The organism is Rhizobium sp. CBN3, from assembly GCF_030518245.1.
GTDB classification, from domain to species: Bacteria; Pseudomonadota; Alphaproteobacteria; order Rhizobiales; family Rhizobiaceae; genus Rhizobium; species Rhizobium aethiopicum_A.
In genome coordinates, this window is record NZ_JAULSE010000037.1 from 1 (window position 1) to 14,278 (window position 14,278).

Genomic DNA, 14,278 nt, shown 5'->3' on the forward strand with positions numbered 1-14,278 from the left:
TCTTGAACAACCCGACCCTAGCGGAAAACACTGATGGCCGCCCGCAAAGCCGATCACCCGCTACAGCGCAACGAGAAGCGCGCGGGCGCTCGGCTTTACTCCCTACCGTCAGCTACACCAGGTGCTGGGACACGATCCGCGTTGCCGGTTGCTCACACCGCGCCACTTGGCGTATCAAAACCGCCGAGGCTCTAATCGCCGCTGGATGAAAGTTCAGTGGCAGGTCACGCAGGCTCAAGACCCTCAAGGGCCTCACACTACGAGTTCGTCTGCAAGACATAGACTTCGCAGCCTGAACGTTTCACCCTCGATCCGCTCCATGAAAATGCCGGGACTGAACAACGACGGCTGAGTGCAGGCATCAAGACTTAAGTCTGTCGTAAAGCAGACAAAGCGAATACAAACGTGGTGCGAACTGTCGGCTATTGGCTGACACGAAGATGCAGAACCCTCGACGTGCTGGAGGTGCCCCAGGCACCTGCTATCATCGCAGGTTGGGGCCAAGGCTGGCCTGCTCTGATCCCCGGTAGTGGGCGGGGTACACCCTGCCGATTTCAATGAAGCTACGCCTTTTTTCCCGGCTGATCTCGTCCACCGTTCAAAGGCCCAACCGCCACGTCAGCAGCGTTTAGGCGAATATACGCTCCAGCATCTCTCTTAACTGCAGCGCTTCGCCGCCATCTGAGGTTTCGCGACCGCACGCGCTTGCCATGGCAGGTCCCGCAATCCGTCGCCCAAAGCCGTTATGGATGCAATACGAAATTTCCCGGCAATCTGGACATCTGCCGCGTGAGACCTGGAATGCAATATTCGAGTTCTGGTGCCTATTCAGCTCGCATTCGTGCTGCATGTCCGAGTGGCACGTCCCTTGCTTCACTTCATGCTACTGATTCACCGCAGAGAGCGAGGATGAACTGACGTAAACTCTATTTCTATCGCCCCAGTCGCTTTGTCGGAGATGGGTCACGAGCCGCATCGACGGGGCAGGAAGGCCTCAGATCGGGATTTAGCCCCAACGAAGCTGAAACCAGGGAGGCGCTCGCGCCGTGCTGGCCTTCGCGCCAAGGGCCGGCGAATTCTCCTGCGATATCGTGGCGCGGATGCACTCTGAGCCTCGAGAGGTAAGTGCTACCCTGCTCGTCAACGAGACGCCAATGAGCGTGCGGCGTCACGGAAACATATGGCACGGATTTTTTCCACGGTAAACGTCCGTACTTTCGAAAGCTGGCAATGGTGAATCCTTCAACATACTCTGCGCAACTCGCCGACGGCACTATCTCGGTTCACGTGGATCGAAGCCTTGTACCCCCCATCGAGATGTTCGGCTTCGGGCAGCGAATCAACCCGAACCGCTCGTTTCTGTTTGTTTCCAAGGTTCTTGGTCGATTCCTGCCGATCCGCCCTTCGGTCATGGGAAATGCATTCGACCTCCTTGCACGTCAGATTCCTGCCGATATTCCTGGTCCGGTTTTGTTCATCGGAATAGCCGAAGCGGGCATTGGCCTTGGTGCGGGTGTCCATCGGCGGTTCCGCGAACTCACTGGTCGCGGCGATGCAATATATATCTGCTCCACTCGCCATGATCTTAAACTGCCGCTGCTGTGCGAATTTGAGGAAGAGCATAGCCATGCCCCGCGGCACCTCCTGCACGAACCATGCGAGGCAAGGCTCCGCGACTTGGTTCATGGTGCGACCGGCTTGGTACTCGTTGACGATGAGGCTTCGACAGGTAAGACATTTGCCAACATCTTCGCTGCCCTTCCCGCAAAAATTCGTTTGAAGCTGAAGCACACAGTCCTACTTACGCTTACCGACTGGTCAGAAGGCGCTGCCCGCGCGGAGATCACGGGAACAGTCAGTGAGGCTACTATCGTTTCCGGACGGTACAGTTGGACTCCGCGTGGGGATTTCACGGCAGCTACTCCGCAGGTCCCTTCCTGTGACCGTCCTAAGCGGCCCGAGGTCTGTCCCGACGTCGCTCGAGACTGGGCGCGTCTCGGCGTCGTCGATCACTTGCAGGGTCTCAATGCAAACGCTGCCGATGACGGGATTACCCTCGTACTCGGAACGGGCGAACACGTGTGGCAGCCCTTCCTGCTTGCGGAGCGCTTGGAAAAGGAGGGCGCTGAGGTTTTCTATTCATCCGTGACGCGTTCTCCCCTGTCGAAAGGCCACGCGATCGGTTCAGTACTTTCGTTCTCCGACAACTACGGCGGAACAGTTCCACATTACCTCTACAACGTCGATCCAGCGCTGTACTCGAAAATTATACTCTGCTCGGAGACAGGCCCGGAAAATGTCTGTGCCAGCCTGATGTCCGCACTGGGCGATCCCATTGTCCTTTCAGACGTAGAAGGTGAATGAAGCCGCCTTAGGCCATGCGGTCTGCCGCTTCGAAATCGGCTCACTCGATCGGACATTTCCGCCAGTCCACGGCGACACAACACTGCTGTCGCGTTATCTAAGGACATCACTCCCATGGGGGATACCTATGACAGCATCGCCTCCCCTGCCACACTAGGCTCCTACGCCGAATACGACGTGACGCTCCTTCTCAAGAGAGTGGATATTCAGCCTACTGACACGGCCACGAGGGAAGAGGCCATCCAATCCGGGCGGCGGCATTACTCGGAAATGATTTCCGCCGAGATGGCCCCGACCCGCGAATACATGGAGCTGTTTGCTAAGGCCATGGCCACTGGTGGCCCGCGCATGGGCGCCGAGACGGCACGCCTCGCCCTCGCGATCGTGCAGTCGGTCGAGGGTCCTATTACCCTTGTCAGTTTGGTCCGCGCCGGCGTGCCCTTCGGCATCCTTCTCAAGAGGGCCATCGCCTTACTCGGCCGGGACGTCGGACACTACGGGTTGTCGATCATTCGCGACAAGGGCGTTGACGACGAGGCTATGCGCCACATTCTTGCCAGGCGTCCTGTCGAGAGCATCGTCTTCGTAGATAGCTGGACGGGCAAAGGAGCAATTGCGAACCAACTCGAAAAGAGCTTCAAGGACTACTCAGACCGGCCTGCGCGGCTAGTTGTATTGGCCGACCCCTGCGGCTGCGCATGGCTCGCCGCATCGGGCGACGACTGGCTTATTCCCTCCGGAATGCTAGGATGCACCGTATCCGGGCTTATCAGCCGCTCGATCCTCAACGCTGCCCTCGTCGGTCCCGGTGACTTCCACGCCTGCGTCCAGTGGGATAATCTCGCGGAACACGATATTTCCCGATCATTCGTGGATGGTATGTGGAATGATGTCTCCACTGTGATTGCAACCGAAATCCCGAGCGTCTGGAGTATCGAGACCCGCCGGGCGCATCGCGATGCCGCCGCCGCTGCCGTCGCCTGGGTGATGGGGGAGGACGCCGTAACGAACATCAACCGAGTAAAGCCGGGCATTGCGGAGGCGACCAGGGCCATCCTGCGACGTGTGCCGGAAAAGGTGTACGTCTCGTCGCCAACCGATCCAGAACTCGCGGCCCTCATGTACCTGATCGACAACAAAGGCGTCCCGTATGTCGTCTCCCCTAGAAAGATCGCCCCCTACCGCGCCGTCACGCTGATCCGGCACGTCTCCTAATCTCCACGTATGTCTACTTACGAGCTCGGCGCGCAGGTCAAGGAAACTGAGATGTGACAAATTCCGTATCGTAAAATTCATTGCCAATGGAGAATCCGCGAAAGCTCACATCTGGCAATCGATCAAATATTTAACCAGTCGCATTTTGGAGTACGCATATGAAGCCCATTGCTCTGGTGGACCTCGACGACACCTTGTTTCAAACCAAGAAAAAGATACCGGAGATTGCGGAAGCCGATCTGGTATTGGCGTCCAAATCCATTAATGGAAGCAACTCCTATATGACGAAGATTCAAGCTGCCTTTGTCGAGTGGCTGCTCGTCTCCACGGAGGCCATCCCGGTTACGGCGCGCGGCTCTGAGGCTCTTTCGCGCGTTACGATCGCGTTTGAAAGCTACTCAATCGTATCGAACGGTGCCGTCATCCTCAAAAAGGACGGCAAGCCTGACGCCGAATGGCATGAGGTCGTCGCAAGGGAGCTCCGGCCGCTTGCCGGCTTTTTCGATAAGCTCCTCGATGAGGGCAGGACCAAGGCGAGGGAACTTGGCGTCCACATCCGGTGCTGGTCGGTGATGGAAGCTGATCTCGCGACATATGTTGTCTTCAAAGAGATTGACGGAGACGGCTCACGCCTTGAAGAGATTGTGCCGATCATTCGAGAAAAACGGGGTTGGGTTCGACACCACAACGGCAATAACCTTGCGCTAGTTCCGCCTGCGATCTCAAAACGGGTGGCCTCACAATTTCTGCTCAAAAAGCTTCGGACGGAGCATCCAGGTCGCCCAGTGATCGGCTACGGTGACAGTGTGAGCGACTTCTCCTACCTGTCCCTCTGCGACTGGTGGGGCGCTCCGGGTAACTCTCAAATGACAGACCTTGTCGTTTCCGCTGTTGCGCGTGAGAGATAGGTGACACGCGTACTGCGAACGTGGTGATATGTGAGGAGGGTGCAGGAATGATCCTGCACCTCCAGTCTTTTAGTAGAAACTTCCTATAGGTAAAACGCCGCGCCATATCGCGGTAAGAACCATGGCAAGCGCGGCGAGGATCGCGAGATTCCCGTCGGCTTTTACCACGAGTACGTAGAGCTTGTATTTCAGCATGATATGACCTTTCGATGAGCTCATTAGGAACTGCCGTCTCGACGGTTCGTGCCTTACTTGCGCAGAGCGAAATTTCGCGCCCATGATCCTCTCGGCGTCGATCCGCCGGAAATGGTCGACGATGGGTTGATCGTCATAGACCATGGCCGCGCTCTTGACGCAGCCGAACATCATGGCCTTCAAAGACGCGACCGGGCCCTCGCCCGCAGCCGGCGCTGGAGATAGGAAAACTTGGTTGCTTGCCAAACGCGTCCTGTCGATCTTATAAAAACGCAACGTTAGCCGAAGCGGGATCCATTTGGGATCCACGGCAACCAGCCGCCGGTCTCCCGCTCGAAACAGCAGCACATCGGCGCGCATGTCCGGCGTGAACCGTTTGCCGAACCAGCCAAGATCTTCGAGCACACCATCGAACGATGCCCCGTCGATTGGCGACTGTCTATCCATTCAAGCGGCCAGTGCGGCTGCTCGGCGTCACGCTTTCAACGCTGACGACCTCCGATCGGCAATGCACGACCCCAGTCCCAACTTGATCTCGGGCTCTGACGGCCCATCGCCCCGAAATAGAAAAGCCTGCCGCGGGAGGAGGTGCGGCAGGCTTTCCTAAAAGAACCGAACGGCGACCTGGGAGGAGGAGTGCCGCTGTTCCCACAGACGTCCCTTTGGGAGGAGGAGTGGGCCGTCTAAACTTCGAAGCGTTGCGGGAGGAAGCATCGCTTCGATGAAAATAGCAATACTCGGGCCAGCGCCATGAAGCCAGCGTCTATGTTGCACTGCAGCTATGCACCCGCCGCAACAATCGGCAGGACATCGAGCATTCCTACCCCTGATTTTGTCGGCGGCTCTGCCGCTGTTACAGAGTGGAACCGCTACAACGTCAATTTCGATATCGAAAGCCCCAAGAAGGCCGTGACAGTTCGCGGCGGCCCTGCCGTCATGGAAAGTAGCGCCGCTGGAGACGGTGGCCGGCAGCTAAGCTGGATCGGTGCGGTTCGCGACAGTCATTAGGGGACACCCGGTGACAGACAGTATGAAGTGGCAGTCGCTCCCAGAAGCGCAAGATGTTCTGCGGGTATGTTTTCACCGTTAAGACCCGGCTGTACAATCCCGATCCGGTACTCGATGAACTTGCGTTGGGCAGCCTTTCGAAGCGTGGCCAAGTCATTCAGGCTGCCTCGAATGAAACGGGCCCGGCCCTTAAGATGTGATGTTTCTCTCACGGTCAGGTGGTTGATGAGGTTCTTCAAGCTCCATGTCCCCTTCACCCCCTTCTGTGCTTGACCGCAAACGAGGTAAAGATCGTCCGCCCGGCGCCCCATTACTGCCTGCGAGTATTTCAGATGCCAGAGAAGTACGGTGACGGTATCGTCCGTCTCCTCGATCGCCACGACGTCCGCGCTCTCCCAGGTGTCATCGTCATCTCTTCCGGGAGAGTGGGCAGACAATCCTCGCAATGGGCGTTCCGCTGATCGCACCTCCTTTGGTTTTCTGACCACTTTACCGCCCGAAGCGTGACCTCTCGCTTTTGAGGCAAGTGTCCGAGCGTAAAGGGAAGCCATTGAATCTTGTAAAGAATTCGGTTGCGCAGCGGGCGGATTCCCGCTATCTTTTTCGATAGGGCAGTACGCGCTGCCCTGGGGTGTGGAAACCCCTACACGTGGTTGATGCCGGCCGTAACGGCATCACACTCCTTGACCTTCGGTCGAGGAGCCTGTGGCGTATGTCCAGGTTCCTCGGAACTAAAGGCCACAGGACCGTCGTGTACGGTTTCCAACTCCCCGATCAGTGGGTTTAGCGAGTTTTCAGCGGGGGCGCACCGCGTGAAACTCTCCATCGGGGTGTCCACCATGAAGCGCTATGCAGCAGCACAGGTCCGGACTTCGAGGCCTGCGCAAGCCGAACAGTCGAATGTAGCGCGCGAGTTGGTGCATCCAGTTGATCGGCATGTCGGACAGCAAATCCGTATCCGCCGAATGCAGTCGAATGTATCCCTAGGGGATCTCGGCGCCGGCATCGGGGTCAGTTTGCAGCAGGTACAAAAATATGAAAGCGGTAAGAACCGCGTCAGCGCTTCGATGCTCTACGAGCTTGCCAATTGCCTCAAGATCCCTGTTTCGAGGTTTTTCGAAGGTCTTCCAGATCCCGAAACCACTCAGGGCCAGCAAATCATAACAGAGATCGATGAGAAGATTGCCTACATTTCCACGGCGGAGGGACGGCGTCTGATAGACGACGTTTTGCTCCTTTCTCCGCGTGTGCGCAGCCGGGTCGTTGCCCTCGTCAGCTCGATTGTCGAGGAAGAGATGGAAGAACAGAAGCCGGTTGGTTCATCTGCTGGTTCTTAGCTCCCTACCGGTCGATTTTCTCCGCTGCTTCAAGCGAAAATTCGGTGCGCAATACCGCCTTCTGTGCCCGCGAAAAATCGGCGGCGACGTGTTCTGCCCGCTCTTGCGCAGCCAGCCGGTCGGCTTTGCGCTGCGCAAGCGATAGGCCGGCAACGGCTTCATGGCTGCGCAATACGGATTGTCGCATCAGCGCGTCCTGAAGCTCGGCGGCGGAGATAGCGCCGCTCTTGCGCAATGCGTCGACGACAGGATTGCCGGCGGCCAGGCTTGCCGCGATGTCGAGCGCTTCGGAGGCTTCCGTTTCCCGCTCCCGCGCGTTTTCGGCGTCCGCCCGCGCCTCAGAGAGGCTGCGGGAAAGATTATCCGCCCGCAGGCTGCGGATCTCCAGCAACTGCCTGAGAGACTTCAGCGCCTTCATATCAGCCGCTCAGGCACCGTTGTTCGTCGTCAGGACTTCCAACTGGCCGCCCTTGATGACCTTGATGCTGTCGGCTTGCGGCCGGCTCAGCACGTCTTCGACGGCCTTGGTGAAGACCGCGGGCCCGCGCACCAGCACCAATCCGCTGGCGGGATCTTCACGCAGCGCATCGTCCGGCAGCAGCGGGAACAGCGCGCGAATGGCGTTTTGCTCGGTCTTCCAGCTGCGGCCGCCGCGATCGAGGACGACGGTGGAGACCTCCTGCTTCGGCGCGATGATGATGCGGCTGCCGTCATAGGCGACGAAGAGATTGCTGGCATCGCCAAGCTTGACGAAGGCCTTGGCTCCGCTTTCCCGGACGGACCAGTGCTCGACCTTGCCGCTCAGCGTCCCGACTGTCGTGACCGGGATGCCGGACATGAAGGACAGCGTCTGGACAACTTCGCCAAGCGGCAGGGAGACGACATCCAGGCGCACCTCCCGCTCGCTGGCGCCGGCCGATGGAGGAAAGGAGGCCAGCAGTCCGATAGCGGCCATGTAAACAAAACGCGCAAACATCTGAGTTTACCTCACGATCCGGATATCGCCCGACAACTAATGAACGAAGGCAGGCAGTGAGTACGGAATCCAGTCTATTAATAATTATCCGATCTACTGTTGCAGATCATCGGTCCTCTGGGAACAGGACGGATATCCATTTCGCGCATTTGTTGTACATATCGCGAATTAATAACTTTTTAACATAAGCTATTGAATTCGATCTTGAATTCTGCAAGGCTCTGGCCGCCAAAACCATGCAAGGAGTTCAAGACATGGCTAGTACTTCGACACTTGATGCGGGCATCGGCTCGGCGATTTCCGCCTTCAAGTCGGCCCAGAACGAAGCGACCGAGCAGAGCCTGAAGGTTGCAACCGAAATCACCAAGATCAACGGCGTCGCAAACGCCATCAAGAAGATCGGCCCAGGCTGATTGAAACAATGGCGAGACGGGTTCGCCCGTCTCGCTTCCCCGCTTTCGAAGACAATAAAAGCCGCTCGACGGACGGTTCGGGAACAAGATGGTTATGGATCTAGATTCCTCTTCGCCGACATTCAGAGGTAACGCCGGCAACGCTGCGTCAGGCAGCGGCGGACCGGTCTTGCGCATCACGCGCGCCGGGCGCAGCTCCAATCTGCCGCTGACGACAGAGCGGCAGGTGGTCGGCGGCAGCGCCGATTGTGACCTGATCGTCCTAGGCGCCAAACCGGAACCCGCCTTTGCCATCAGTCTGCAGCGCTCCCGCGGCTCCGACACGGTGTCGTTGACCGCGTTGCGGGATGACGTCGTGATCGACGGTCGTTCCATCCCGCGCGATCGGACAATGACCCTTACGAAGAGACAGACCATCTCCTTCGACGGCACGATCTGTGAGCTCGAAGGTCTCGGCGCCGGGCGCGTGCGGTTCGCGCCGCGCCGGATTGCGGCTGCCGGCCTTCTCGGGCTGGCGGCGTTGCTTTTGCTGGCCGGCCTTTACAACAGCGATGCGCCGGCTCACGAAGCCCCGCTCGTCAGGGTTTCCGCCGCACCCGAACCGGCGCCGGCGGCGGCGGCGATCGCGGCCGAAATCCGCCAGGCCATTCGTATGGCGCAGCTTCCCCAAGATCTGAGCATCGTCGCCACCGCCGACGAAATTCGCATCGGCGAAGGATCGCGGCCTCTCGGCCTGCCCGACAAGACCAAGCTGCGCAGCATCATCGCCTCGATGAGCCGGCGCGGTTCCGTTTCCATCGTCGATCTCACCGCCCTCTCTTCCGGTCTCGACGGCTTCGTTGCCGCCGCCGGCTATACGCCCGTCAGGTTCATCATCGGCTCCGACGGCCGCCGCTACGAGGAAGGCGATGTCGTTTCGAGCGGCTGGCGCATCAAGGAGATCGGCAAAGACCAGATGATCGTTTCCCGTGACAGTGAGGACGATACGGTCAATTTCGCCTCTGCCGGCAATGCCGAGCCGAAGCTCGCCGAAATTTCCAGCAGCGAACAAGAATAGGCGATGGCGTCGGAAGCCGGATCATGAAGGTAAGGTCATCCGCCTTCGCCATGCTTGCGCAGCGCACCGATATGCTGCTTGCGGTTTTTTTCGCCTCCGTCGTGACGATGCTGGTGCTGCCGCTTCCGACAATCGTTCTGGACGTGCTGATCGCTTTCAATCTCTCCTTCGCTTTCGTGGTGCTGATCACCACGACCTATCTGAAGAGCGTGCTTGAAATCTCGACCTTTCCCGCGGTCATTCTGATCGGCACGCTGTTCCGCCTGGCCTTGACGATTTCCTCGACCCGGCTCGTGCTGGCGGACGCCGATGCCGGCGAGATCATCATGGCCTTCGGCGATTTCGTCGTTGCGGGAAATGTCGTCGTCGGGCTGATCATTTTCCTGATCGTGGCGCTGGTGCAGTTCATCGTGGTGACGAAGGGCGCCGAGCGCATCGCCGAGGTCGGCGCCCGTTTCACGCTCGACGCCATGCCGGGCAAGCAGCTCGCCATCGACAGCGACCTGCGCAACGGCCATATCAGCACGGAAGCCGCGCAGAAGCGCCGGTCGCGTCTCGAACAGGAGAGCCAGTTCTTCGGCGCGATGGACGGCGCCATGCGCTTCGTCAAGGGCGATGCGGTCGCAGGATTGGTGATCGTCGCCGTCAATCTCATCGGCGGCCTGGCGATCGGTATCTTCCAGAAGGGCCTGAGCTTCGCCGAGGCCGCCCATCTCTATACGCTGCTGTCGATCGGCGACGGTCTGGTGTCGCAGATTCCGTCCATTCTGATGGCAGTCTCGGCCGGTATCGTCGTGACCCGCGTGTCCGATGACGGCAACGGCAGTCTCGGCAGCGATATCGGCCGCGAACTCTTCCGGGAGCCCCGTGCATTGGCGATTGCGGCGGCGCTGACGATCTGCGCGGGCTTCGTGCCGGGATTTCCCACAGGCGTGCTCGGCGCGATCGGCCTGTGTCTGGCGGGCCTTGCCTTCATGGTGCATCGCCGGCGCGCCGGCCCAGCCGCGGCCGCATCGGCGAATGCCGTGGAAAGCGCCAATTCCTATCCGCTCGACAGGACGAAATATGGCGATCCCGTCATCGCCACCGTCGCGGTGGAAACGCTGGCGCGGCTTGAGGCGATGCGACTCGGCGAAATGCTGGACGGGCGGATCCGCATGGCGGCGCGCGCCGTCGGCGTCTCCGTGACGGTGCCGACGTTCAACGCCGATCCCCGCATGGCCGAGGATCTGATCCACCTTCAGGTCGAAAACGTGCCCGCCGGTCTCGTCAGCTGCGGTCCCGAACGGACGGCCGAACAGATTGCCGACGGCATCGTGCGCATCGTCCGCCGCCATATCGGCGCCCTGTTCAGCGTCGACGACGCGGCACAATGGCTGGGCAGCCTCGAACCGCGTCTCGGCAAACTGGCGATCGACGTCGCCACCCAGGTGCCGCTGATGCTGACGGTCGCGGTCGTCAGACGCCTGCTGGATTCCGGCGTGACGCTTTCCCAGCCGCGCGGACTGCTGGAAGTGATGCTGCACGCCGGCACCGATCACGCGCCGGATGCCCTGGCCGAAATGGCGCGCGCCGCGCTGGTCAAGCAGATCGCCTTCGGGCTTCTCGACCGGCGCGGATTGCTGCCGGCGCTGGTGCTTCCCGCCGAATGGGACCACTTCATCCGCTCCTATGACGCCGCTGGAGCGACCGAGAAGATCGAGATAGCCGAAAGGCTGCGCCTGCTGGCCGAGAAAGCCAGGCAGGCTCTCGAGGACGCCAACGAGCGGGGATACGATCCCATCATCATCGTGCCGGGCGAGTGGCGCCTGCTCACCCAGACGCTGATGATCCACCACAACTGCCGCATTCCGGTGCTGGCGGCGGAGGAGATCGACAGGGATATAACGATCGAAACCATCGGAGAGATCGGGCAAATCCGGAACGCTGCCGGCTCCAAACAAAGGCCGGGCTGATAGAGCAAGTGAAGTAGACGAGACCAACTGGGGATGAATGCAATGTGTGGCGTAGATGGACAAAGGCCCATAGACTTCGACAGAACCTCCCGTTTCGACCTTGAGTCCGATTGCCTTGGCGGCAGCAATAGGGCCGACACGGATTTCACCACCATCCGAACCCGCAAGGTCTCGCCCTTCGAAGATTTCTCCGGCAACCCGCCGACACTGACCTCCTATGTGCCGAATTCGCGGGAAACGTCGGAAAACGGCATGGATTCCGACCCCAAGGATCTGCTGCGCAAGCACATCAACTGGCAATCCGACTCCAAGAAGGTGGATCCATCCGACGAGAAACAGGCCACGACTTTGCAGACCACGACGGAAAAACCCGACCTCTCGAAAGAGGGCAGCGTCATCGTCGTCAACGAGCCGATCGTCGTGGATGGCGGCGTGTTCGACGGCAAGGGCGCGACCTATACGGCCTCGTCCAAGCTCGGCGATGGCGGCCAGTCCGAAACCCAATCGCCGCTGTTCATTCTCAAGAACGGCGCGACGCTCAAGAATGTCGATCTCGGCGAGAATGGCGCCGACGGAATCCACGTCTATGACGGCGCGACGCTCGAAAACGTCAATTGGCAGAATGTCGGCGAGGATGCGCTGACGGTAAAAAGCGCCGGCGACATCACTATTATCGGTGGCTCCGCCAAGGGCGCGACCGACAAGATCTTCCAGATCAATGCCGACACGAGGTTCTATCTGAAGGATTTCGTCGCTGACGGCTTTACCACGCTCGTGCGCACCAACGGCGGCAAGCAGATCGACGCCGACGTCACCATCGATGGCGGGGCGTTCTCCCACGGCAGCAACGTCTTCCGCACCGACAGCTCACTTGCCAGCGTGACGTTCCTCTCCGATATCACGCTGGACGATGTGAAGAACTGGACGCGTGTAGGTGACAACCAATCGGGCGTCTGAGACGCCCGACCACCGGAACCGCAAAGCGAAGATCAAGCGGGCGGCTTAGGCTCCCGCTTTTCATTGCCGGCCTGATCCTTGCCTGCGCGGCGGGCTGCTGCGCATTTCCGCGCCGATTTGCCGGCGCGCCGATTTCAGCTTCGGGTCGCCCTGGGTATCCTTGTATTCGCGCCGCGCCTCGGTCTTGGTCATGCGGTGTTCGTGCCTGAACAACGCGCGCGAAATGCGGATATCGAAAAACGCCGCCGCCACCATGATGCCGGCGGCAATGACGAGGATCGAGCCGAGGAGATGGGCTGTCGTGGAGAGCGTGCATGCTTCTCCGCAAAGAGGCGACCAGAAGATGCTGTTGAGGAAATAGAGGATCGCACCGCCGCCGGCGGTTGCGAGCAGGACAAACTTGACGAGCCCCTTGACGAACTCGGCGATGCTCGCGAGCGAAAAAAGCCTCTTGATGCCCTCGAACGGATTGAGCCGGGTGAAATCGAAGCTCATATGTTTGAACGATACGGGAAACCCCTGCCCGTCGAGGATCGACACCAGGATGGTCGCGGCAAGACCCATGGCAAGCGGCAGCCAGATGAGATCGAGCAGCGCCACGCCGGTTTCGCTCAAGCCGACAGTGACGGCGTCGGAGACGTCGGCTCGCGCGGCGGACTGAAGGCCGGCATCGAAACTGCGGGTGAAATCCTCGAGGATATCAGGCAAGCCCCAGGTGACGTAGACGGCGATGGCAAGGACGGAGATCGCAACCGGGATTTCCTTCGAGCGGGGAACCTGGCCCTCGCGGCGGAGCCGATCGAGCTTCACCCGGCTCGGCGGCAGGGTTTTTTCCTCGGTATCGTCATTTTTGGCCATGGGTCACCTCCAGCATGGCTTTCACCTCGTTGAATCCGTCGATCCAGAGATCGTGGAAATAGCTGGAGATAAAGGCCGTGTAGATGACGAGAATGACCACGACCGCGAAGTTCTTGATGGCCGGCAGGCTATCGTTCAGCGGGAATTGTTTCGACGAGCGGCCAACGAAGGCCAGCGACAATTCGAGCGCGCAGGTGACGATCATGAACGGGGCGGCAAGCAATCCGGCCGCTTTGAACAGCCGGCCGAATACACCGAGGATCATGTCGAGCGGATCGTCGGGCATGGCGGGCATGAGCTTGAAGAGCGGCCAGAACTCGAACGACTTGTAGAAAATCGCGACCAGATCGATGATGCCGCCGGCGCTGACGAAAATCACCAGGGCGATCGACATCATCAGCGAGCCGAGCGGCGCGGTTTCCAGCGCGTTGATCTGGTCGAAGAGATTGGCGGCATTGGCCCCGCGATAGACATCGGTCATATCACCCGCCGCCTGGGCCGCCCAGAAGGGAATGCCGAGCCCCATGCCGATGAGCGCCCCGAAGCAAAGTTCCTTCATCGAAAGGGCGGCCAGATCGAACCAGGACGTATCTCCGATAGCCAGCACCGAATAGGCGAAGGCGACGGAGGGCGCCGAAAGGCCGATTGCCAGGCCGAAACGCAGAATGCCGACGATGCTGAACAGCGAGAAGATCGGGAAGATCAGCAGGATCCCGAGCGCGCGGGCGGCGCCGAGCATGGCTGCGGCCGGTGCCGCGACCTCGATGCCGACGAGCGGAAGATGATCCGGCCCCATCCGCCCCGCCTCACTGAACCATGGTCGGGAAGTCGTTCAGGATATGAACGGAATGTTCGATCAGCGGCGTTGCCAGCACCCGGCCGAACAGCAGCAGGGTGATGGAGATCACGAAAATCTTGACGATCTGCGCGATGGTCTGTTCCTGGATTTGCGTTGCAGCCTGGAAAATGGCGATGATCAGCCCGAGAAGCGCGGCCAGGCCCAGAATGGGGCCGGCCAAGGCGAAGGTCGCCATG

General features: G+C 59.7%; 14 protein-coding genes and 2 pseudogenes. 9 read left to right on the forward strand and 7 right to left on the reverse strand.

Annotated elements, in window-relative coordinates:
* Positions 1-1,230 precede the first annotated feature (1,230 nt).
* The 3 genes from QWJ46_RS28975 to QWJ46_RS28985 all read left to right on the forward strand — a co-directional run bounded on the left by QWJ46_RS28975 (position 1,231) and on the right by QWJ46_RS28985 (position 4,487).
* Entirely contained in the window at positions 1,231-2,364 is a 1,134-nt protein-coding gene (locus QWJ46_RS28975) for a phosphoribosyltransferase domain-containing protein (RefSeq protein ID WP_011053330.1), read from the forward strand.
* Between the two features lie 114 nt (positions 2,365-2,478).
* Positions 2,479-3,579 carry a cysteine protease StiP domain-containing protein gene (locus QWJ46_RS28980; protein ID WP_004675992.1) on the forward strand — a complete coding sequence of 367 codons (1,101 nt, stop codon included), beginning with the start codon at positions 2,479-2,481 and terminating at the stop codon, positions 3,577-3,579.
* A gap of 158 nt (positions 3,580-3,737) precedes the next feature.
* Positions 3,738-4,487 carry a hypothetical protein gene (locus tag QWJ46_RS28985; RefSeq protein WP_004675991.1) on the forward strand — a complete coding sequence of 250 codons (750 nt, stop codon included), beginning with the start codon at positions 3,738-3,740 and terminating at the stop codon, positions 4,485-4,487.
* 270 nt (positions 4,488-4,757) lie between these two features.
* Here QWJ46_RS28985 and QWJ46_RS31365 read toward each other — a convergent pair.
* Positions 4,758-5,096: pseudogene (locus tag QWJ46_RS31365) on the reverse strand (DUF4334 domain-containing protein); the annotation flags it as partial.
* A gap of 14 nt (positions 5,097-5,110) precedes the next feature.
* Between QWJ46_RS31365 and QWJ46_RS28995 the strand changes: the two are divergent.
* Positions 5,111-5,228 (forward strand): annotated as a pseudogene (locus QWJ46_RS28995) (DNA polymerase IV); the annotation flags it as partial.
* 458 nt (positions 5,229-5,686) lie between these two features.
* On the opposite strand, the gene QWJ46_RS29000 reads toward QWJ46_RS28995, so the two are convergent.
* The gene (locus tag QWJ46_RS29000) at positions 5,687-6,070 is read right to left on the reverse strand and encodes a hypothetical protein (protein WP_026188834.1); all 384 of its coding nucleotides are present in this window, start codon (positions 6,068-6,070) and stop codon (positions 5,687-5,689) included.
* 459 nt (positions 6,071-6,529) lie between these two features.
* Between QWJ46_RS29000 and QWJ46_RS29005 the strand changes: the two genes are divergently transcribed.
* On the forward strand, positions 6,530-7,027 hold the full coding sequence (locus tag QWJ46_RS29005) for a helix-turn-helix domain-containing protein (RefSeq protein ID WP_018247142.1): 498 nt from the start codon (positions 6,530-6,532) through the stop codon (positions 7,025-7,027).
* A gap of 4 nt (positions 7,028-7,031) precedes the next feature.
* On the opposite strand, the gene QWJ46_RS29010 is transcribed toward QWJ46_RS29005, so the two are convergent.
* The gene (locus QWJ46_RS29010) at positions 7,032-7,445 is read right to left on the reverse strand and encodes a hypothetical protein (protein ID WP_004672597.1); all 414 of its coding nucleotides are present in this window, start codon (positions 7,443-7,445) and stop codon (positions 7,032-7,034) included.
* 9 nt (positions 7,446-7,454) lie between these two features.
* Positions 7,455-8,003 (reverse strand): hypothetical protein, encoded by a 549-nt coding sequence (locus tag QWJ46_RS29015; protein WP_004672596.1) that lies wholly within the window; start codon positions 8,001-8,003, stop codon positions 7,455-7,457.
* 254 nt (positions 8,004-8,257) lie between these two features.
* Between QWJ46_RS29015 and QWJ46_RS29020 the strand changes: the two genes are divergently transcribed.
* The 4 genes from QWJ46_RS29020 (at position 8,258) to QWJ46_RS29035 (ending at position 12,385) form a co-directional block, all read left to right on the forward strand.
* On the forward strand, positions 8,258-8,416 hold the full coding sequence (locus QWJ46_RS29020) for a hypothetical protein (RefSeq protein WP_004672595.1): 159 nt from the start codon (positions 8,258-8,260) through the stop codon (positions 8,414-8,416).
* A 94-nt stretch (positions 8,417-8,510) separates the two neighbouring features.
* A complete protein-coding gene (locus QWJ46_RS29025) occupies positions 8,511-9,473 on the forward strand; it encodes a hypothetical protein (protein ID WP_018247141.1) in 963 nt (320 codons plus the stop codon).
* Positions 9,474-9,496: 23 nt separating this feature from the next.
* Complete coding sequence (locus QWJ46_RS29030) at positions 9,497-11,428, forward strand: flagellar biosynthesis protein FlhA (protein ID WP_018247140.1); 1,932 nt, start codon at positions 9,497-9,499, stop codon at positions 11,426-11,428.
* Between the two features lie 42 nt (positions 11,429-11,470).
* The gene (locus QWJ46_RS29035; protein WP_004672592.1) at positions 11,471-12,385 is read left to right on the forward strand and encodes a pectate lyase; all 915 of its coding nucleotides are present in this window, start codon (positions 11,471-11,473) and stop codon (positions 12,383-12,385) included.
* 60 nt (positions 12,386-12,445) lie between these two features.
* Here QWJ46_RS29035 and QWJ46_RS29040 read toward each other — a convergent pair whose 3' ends face one another.
* From QWJ46_RS29040 to QWJ46_RS29050, 3 genes are read right to left on the reverse strand one after another with little or no spacing between them, the layout of a single operon-like run.
* Entirely contained in the window at positions 12,446-13,243 is a 798-nt protein-coding gene (locus QWJ46_RS29040) for an EscU/YscU/HrcU family type III secretion system export apparatus switch protein (RefSeq protein WP_011053325.1), read from the reverse strand.
* Complete coding sequence (locus tag QWJ46_RS29045; RefSeq protein WP_004672591.1) at positions 13,230-14,039, reverse strand: EscT/YscT/HrcT family type III secretion system export apparatus protein; 810 nt, start codon at positions 14,037-14,039, stop codon at positions 13,230-13,232. Before QWJ46_RS29045 ends, QWJ46_RS29040 begins: the two co-directional genes overlap by 14 nt.
* Positions 14,040-14,049: 10 nt before the next feature.
* A complete protein-coding gene (locus tag QWJ46_RS29050) occupies positions 14,050-14,277 on the reverse strand; it encodes a flagellar biosynthetic protein FliQ (protein ID WP_225881834.1) in 228 nt (75 codons plus the stop codon).
* Position 14,278: the final 1 nt, after the last annotated feature.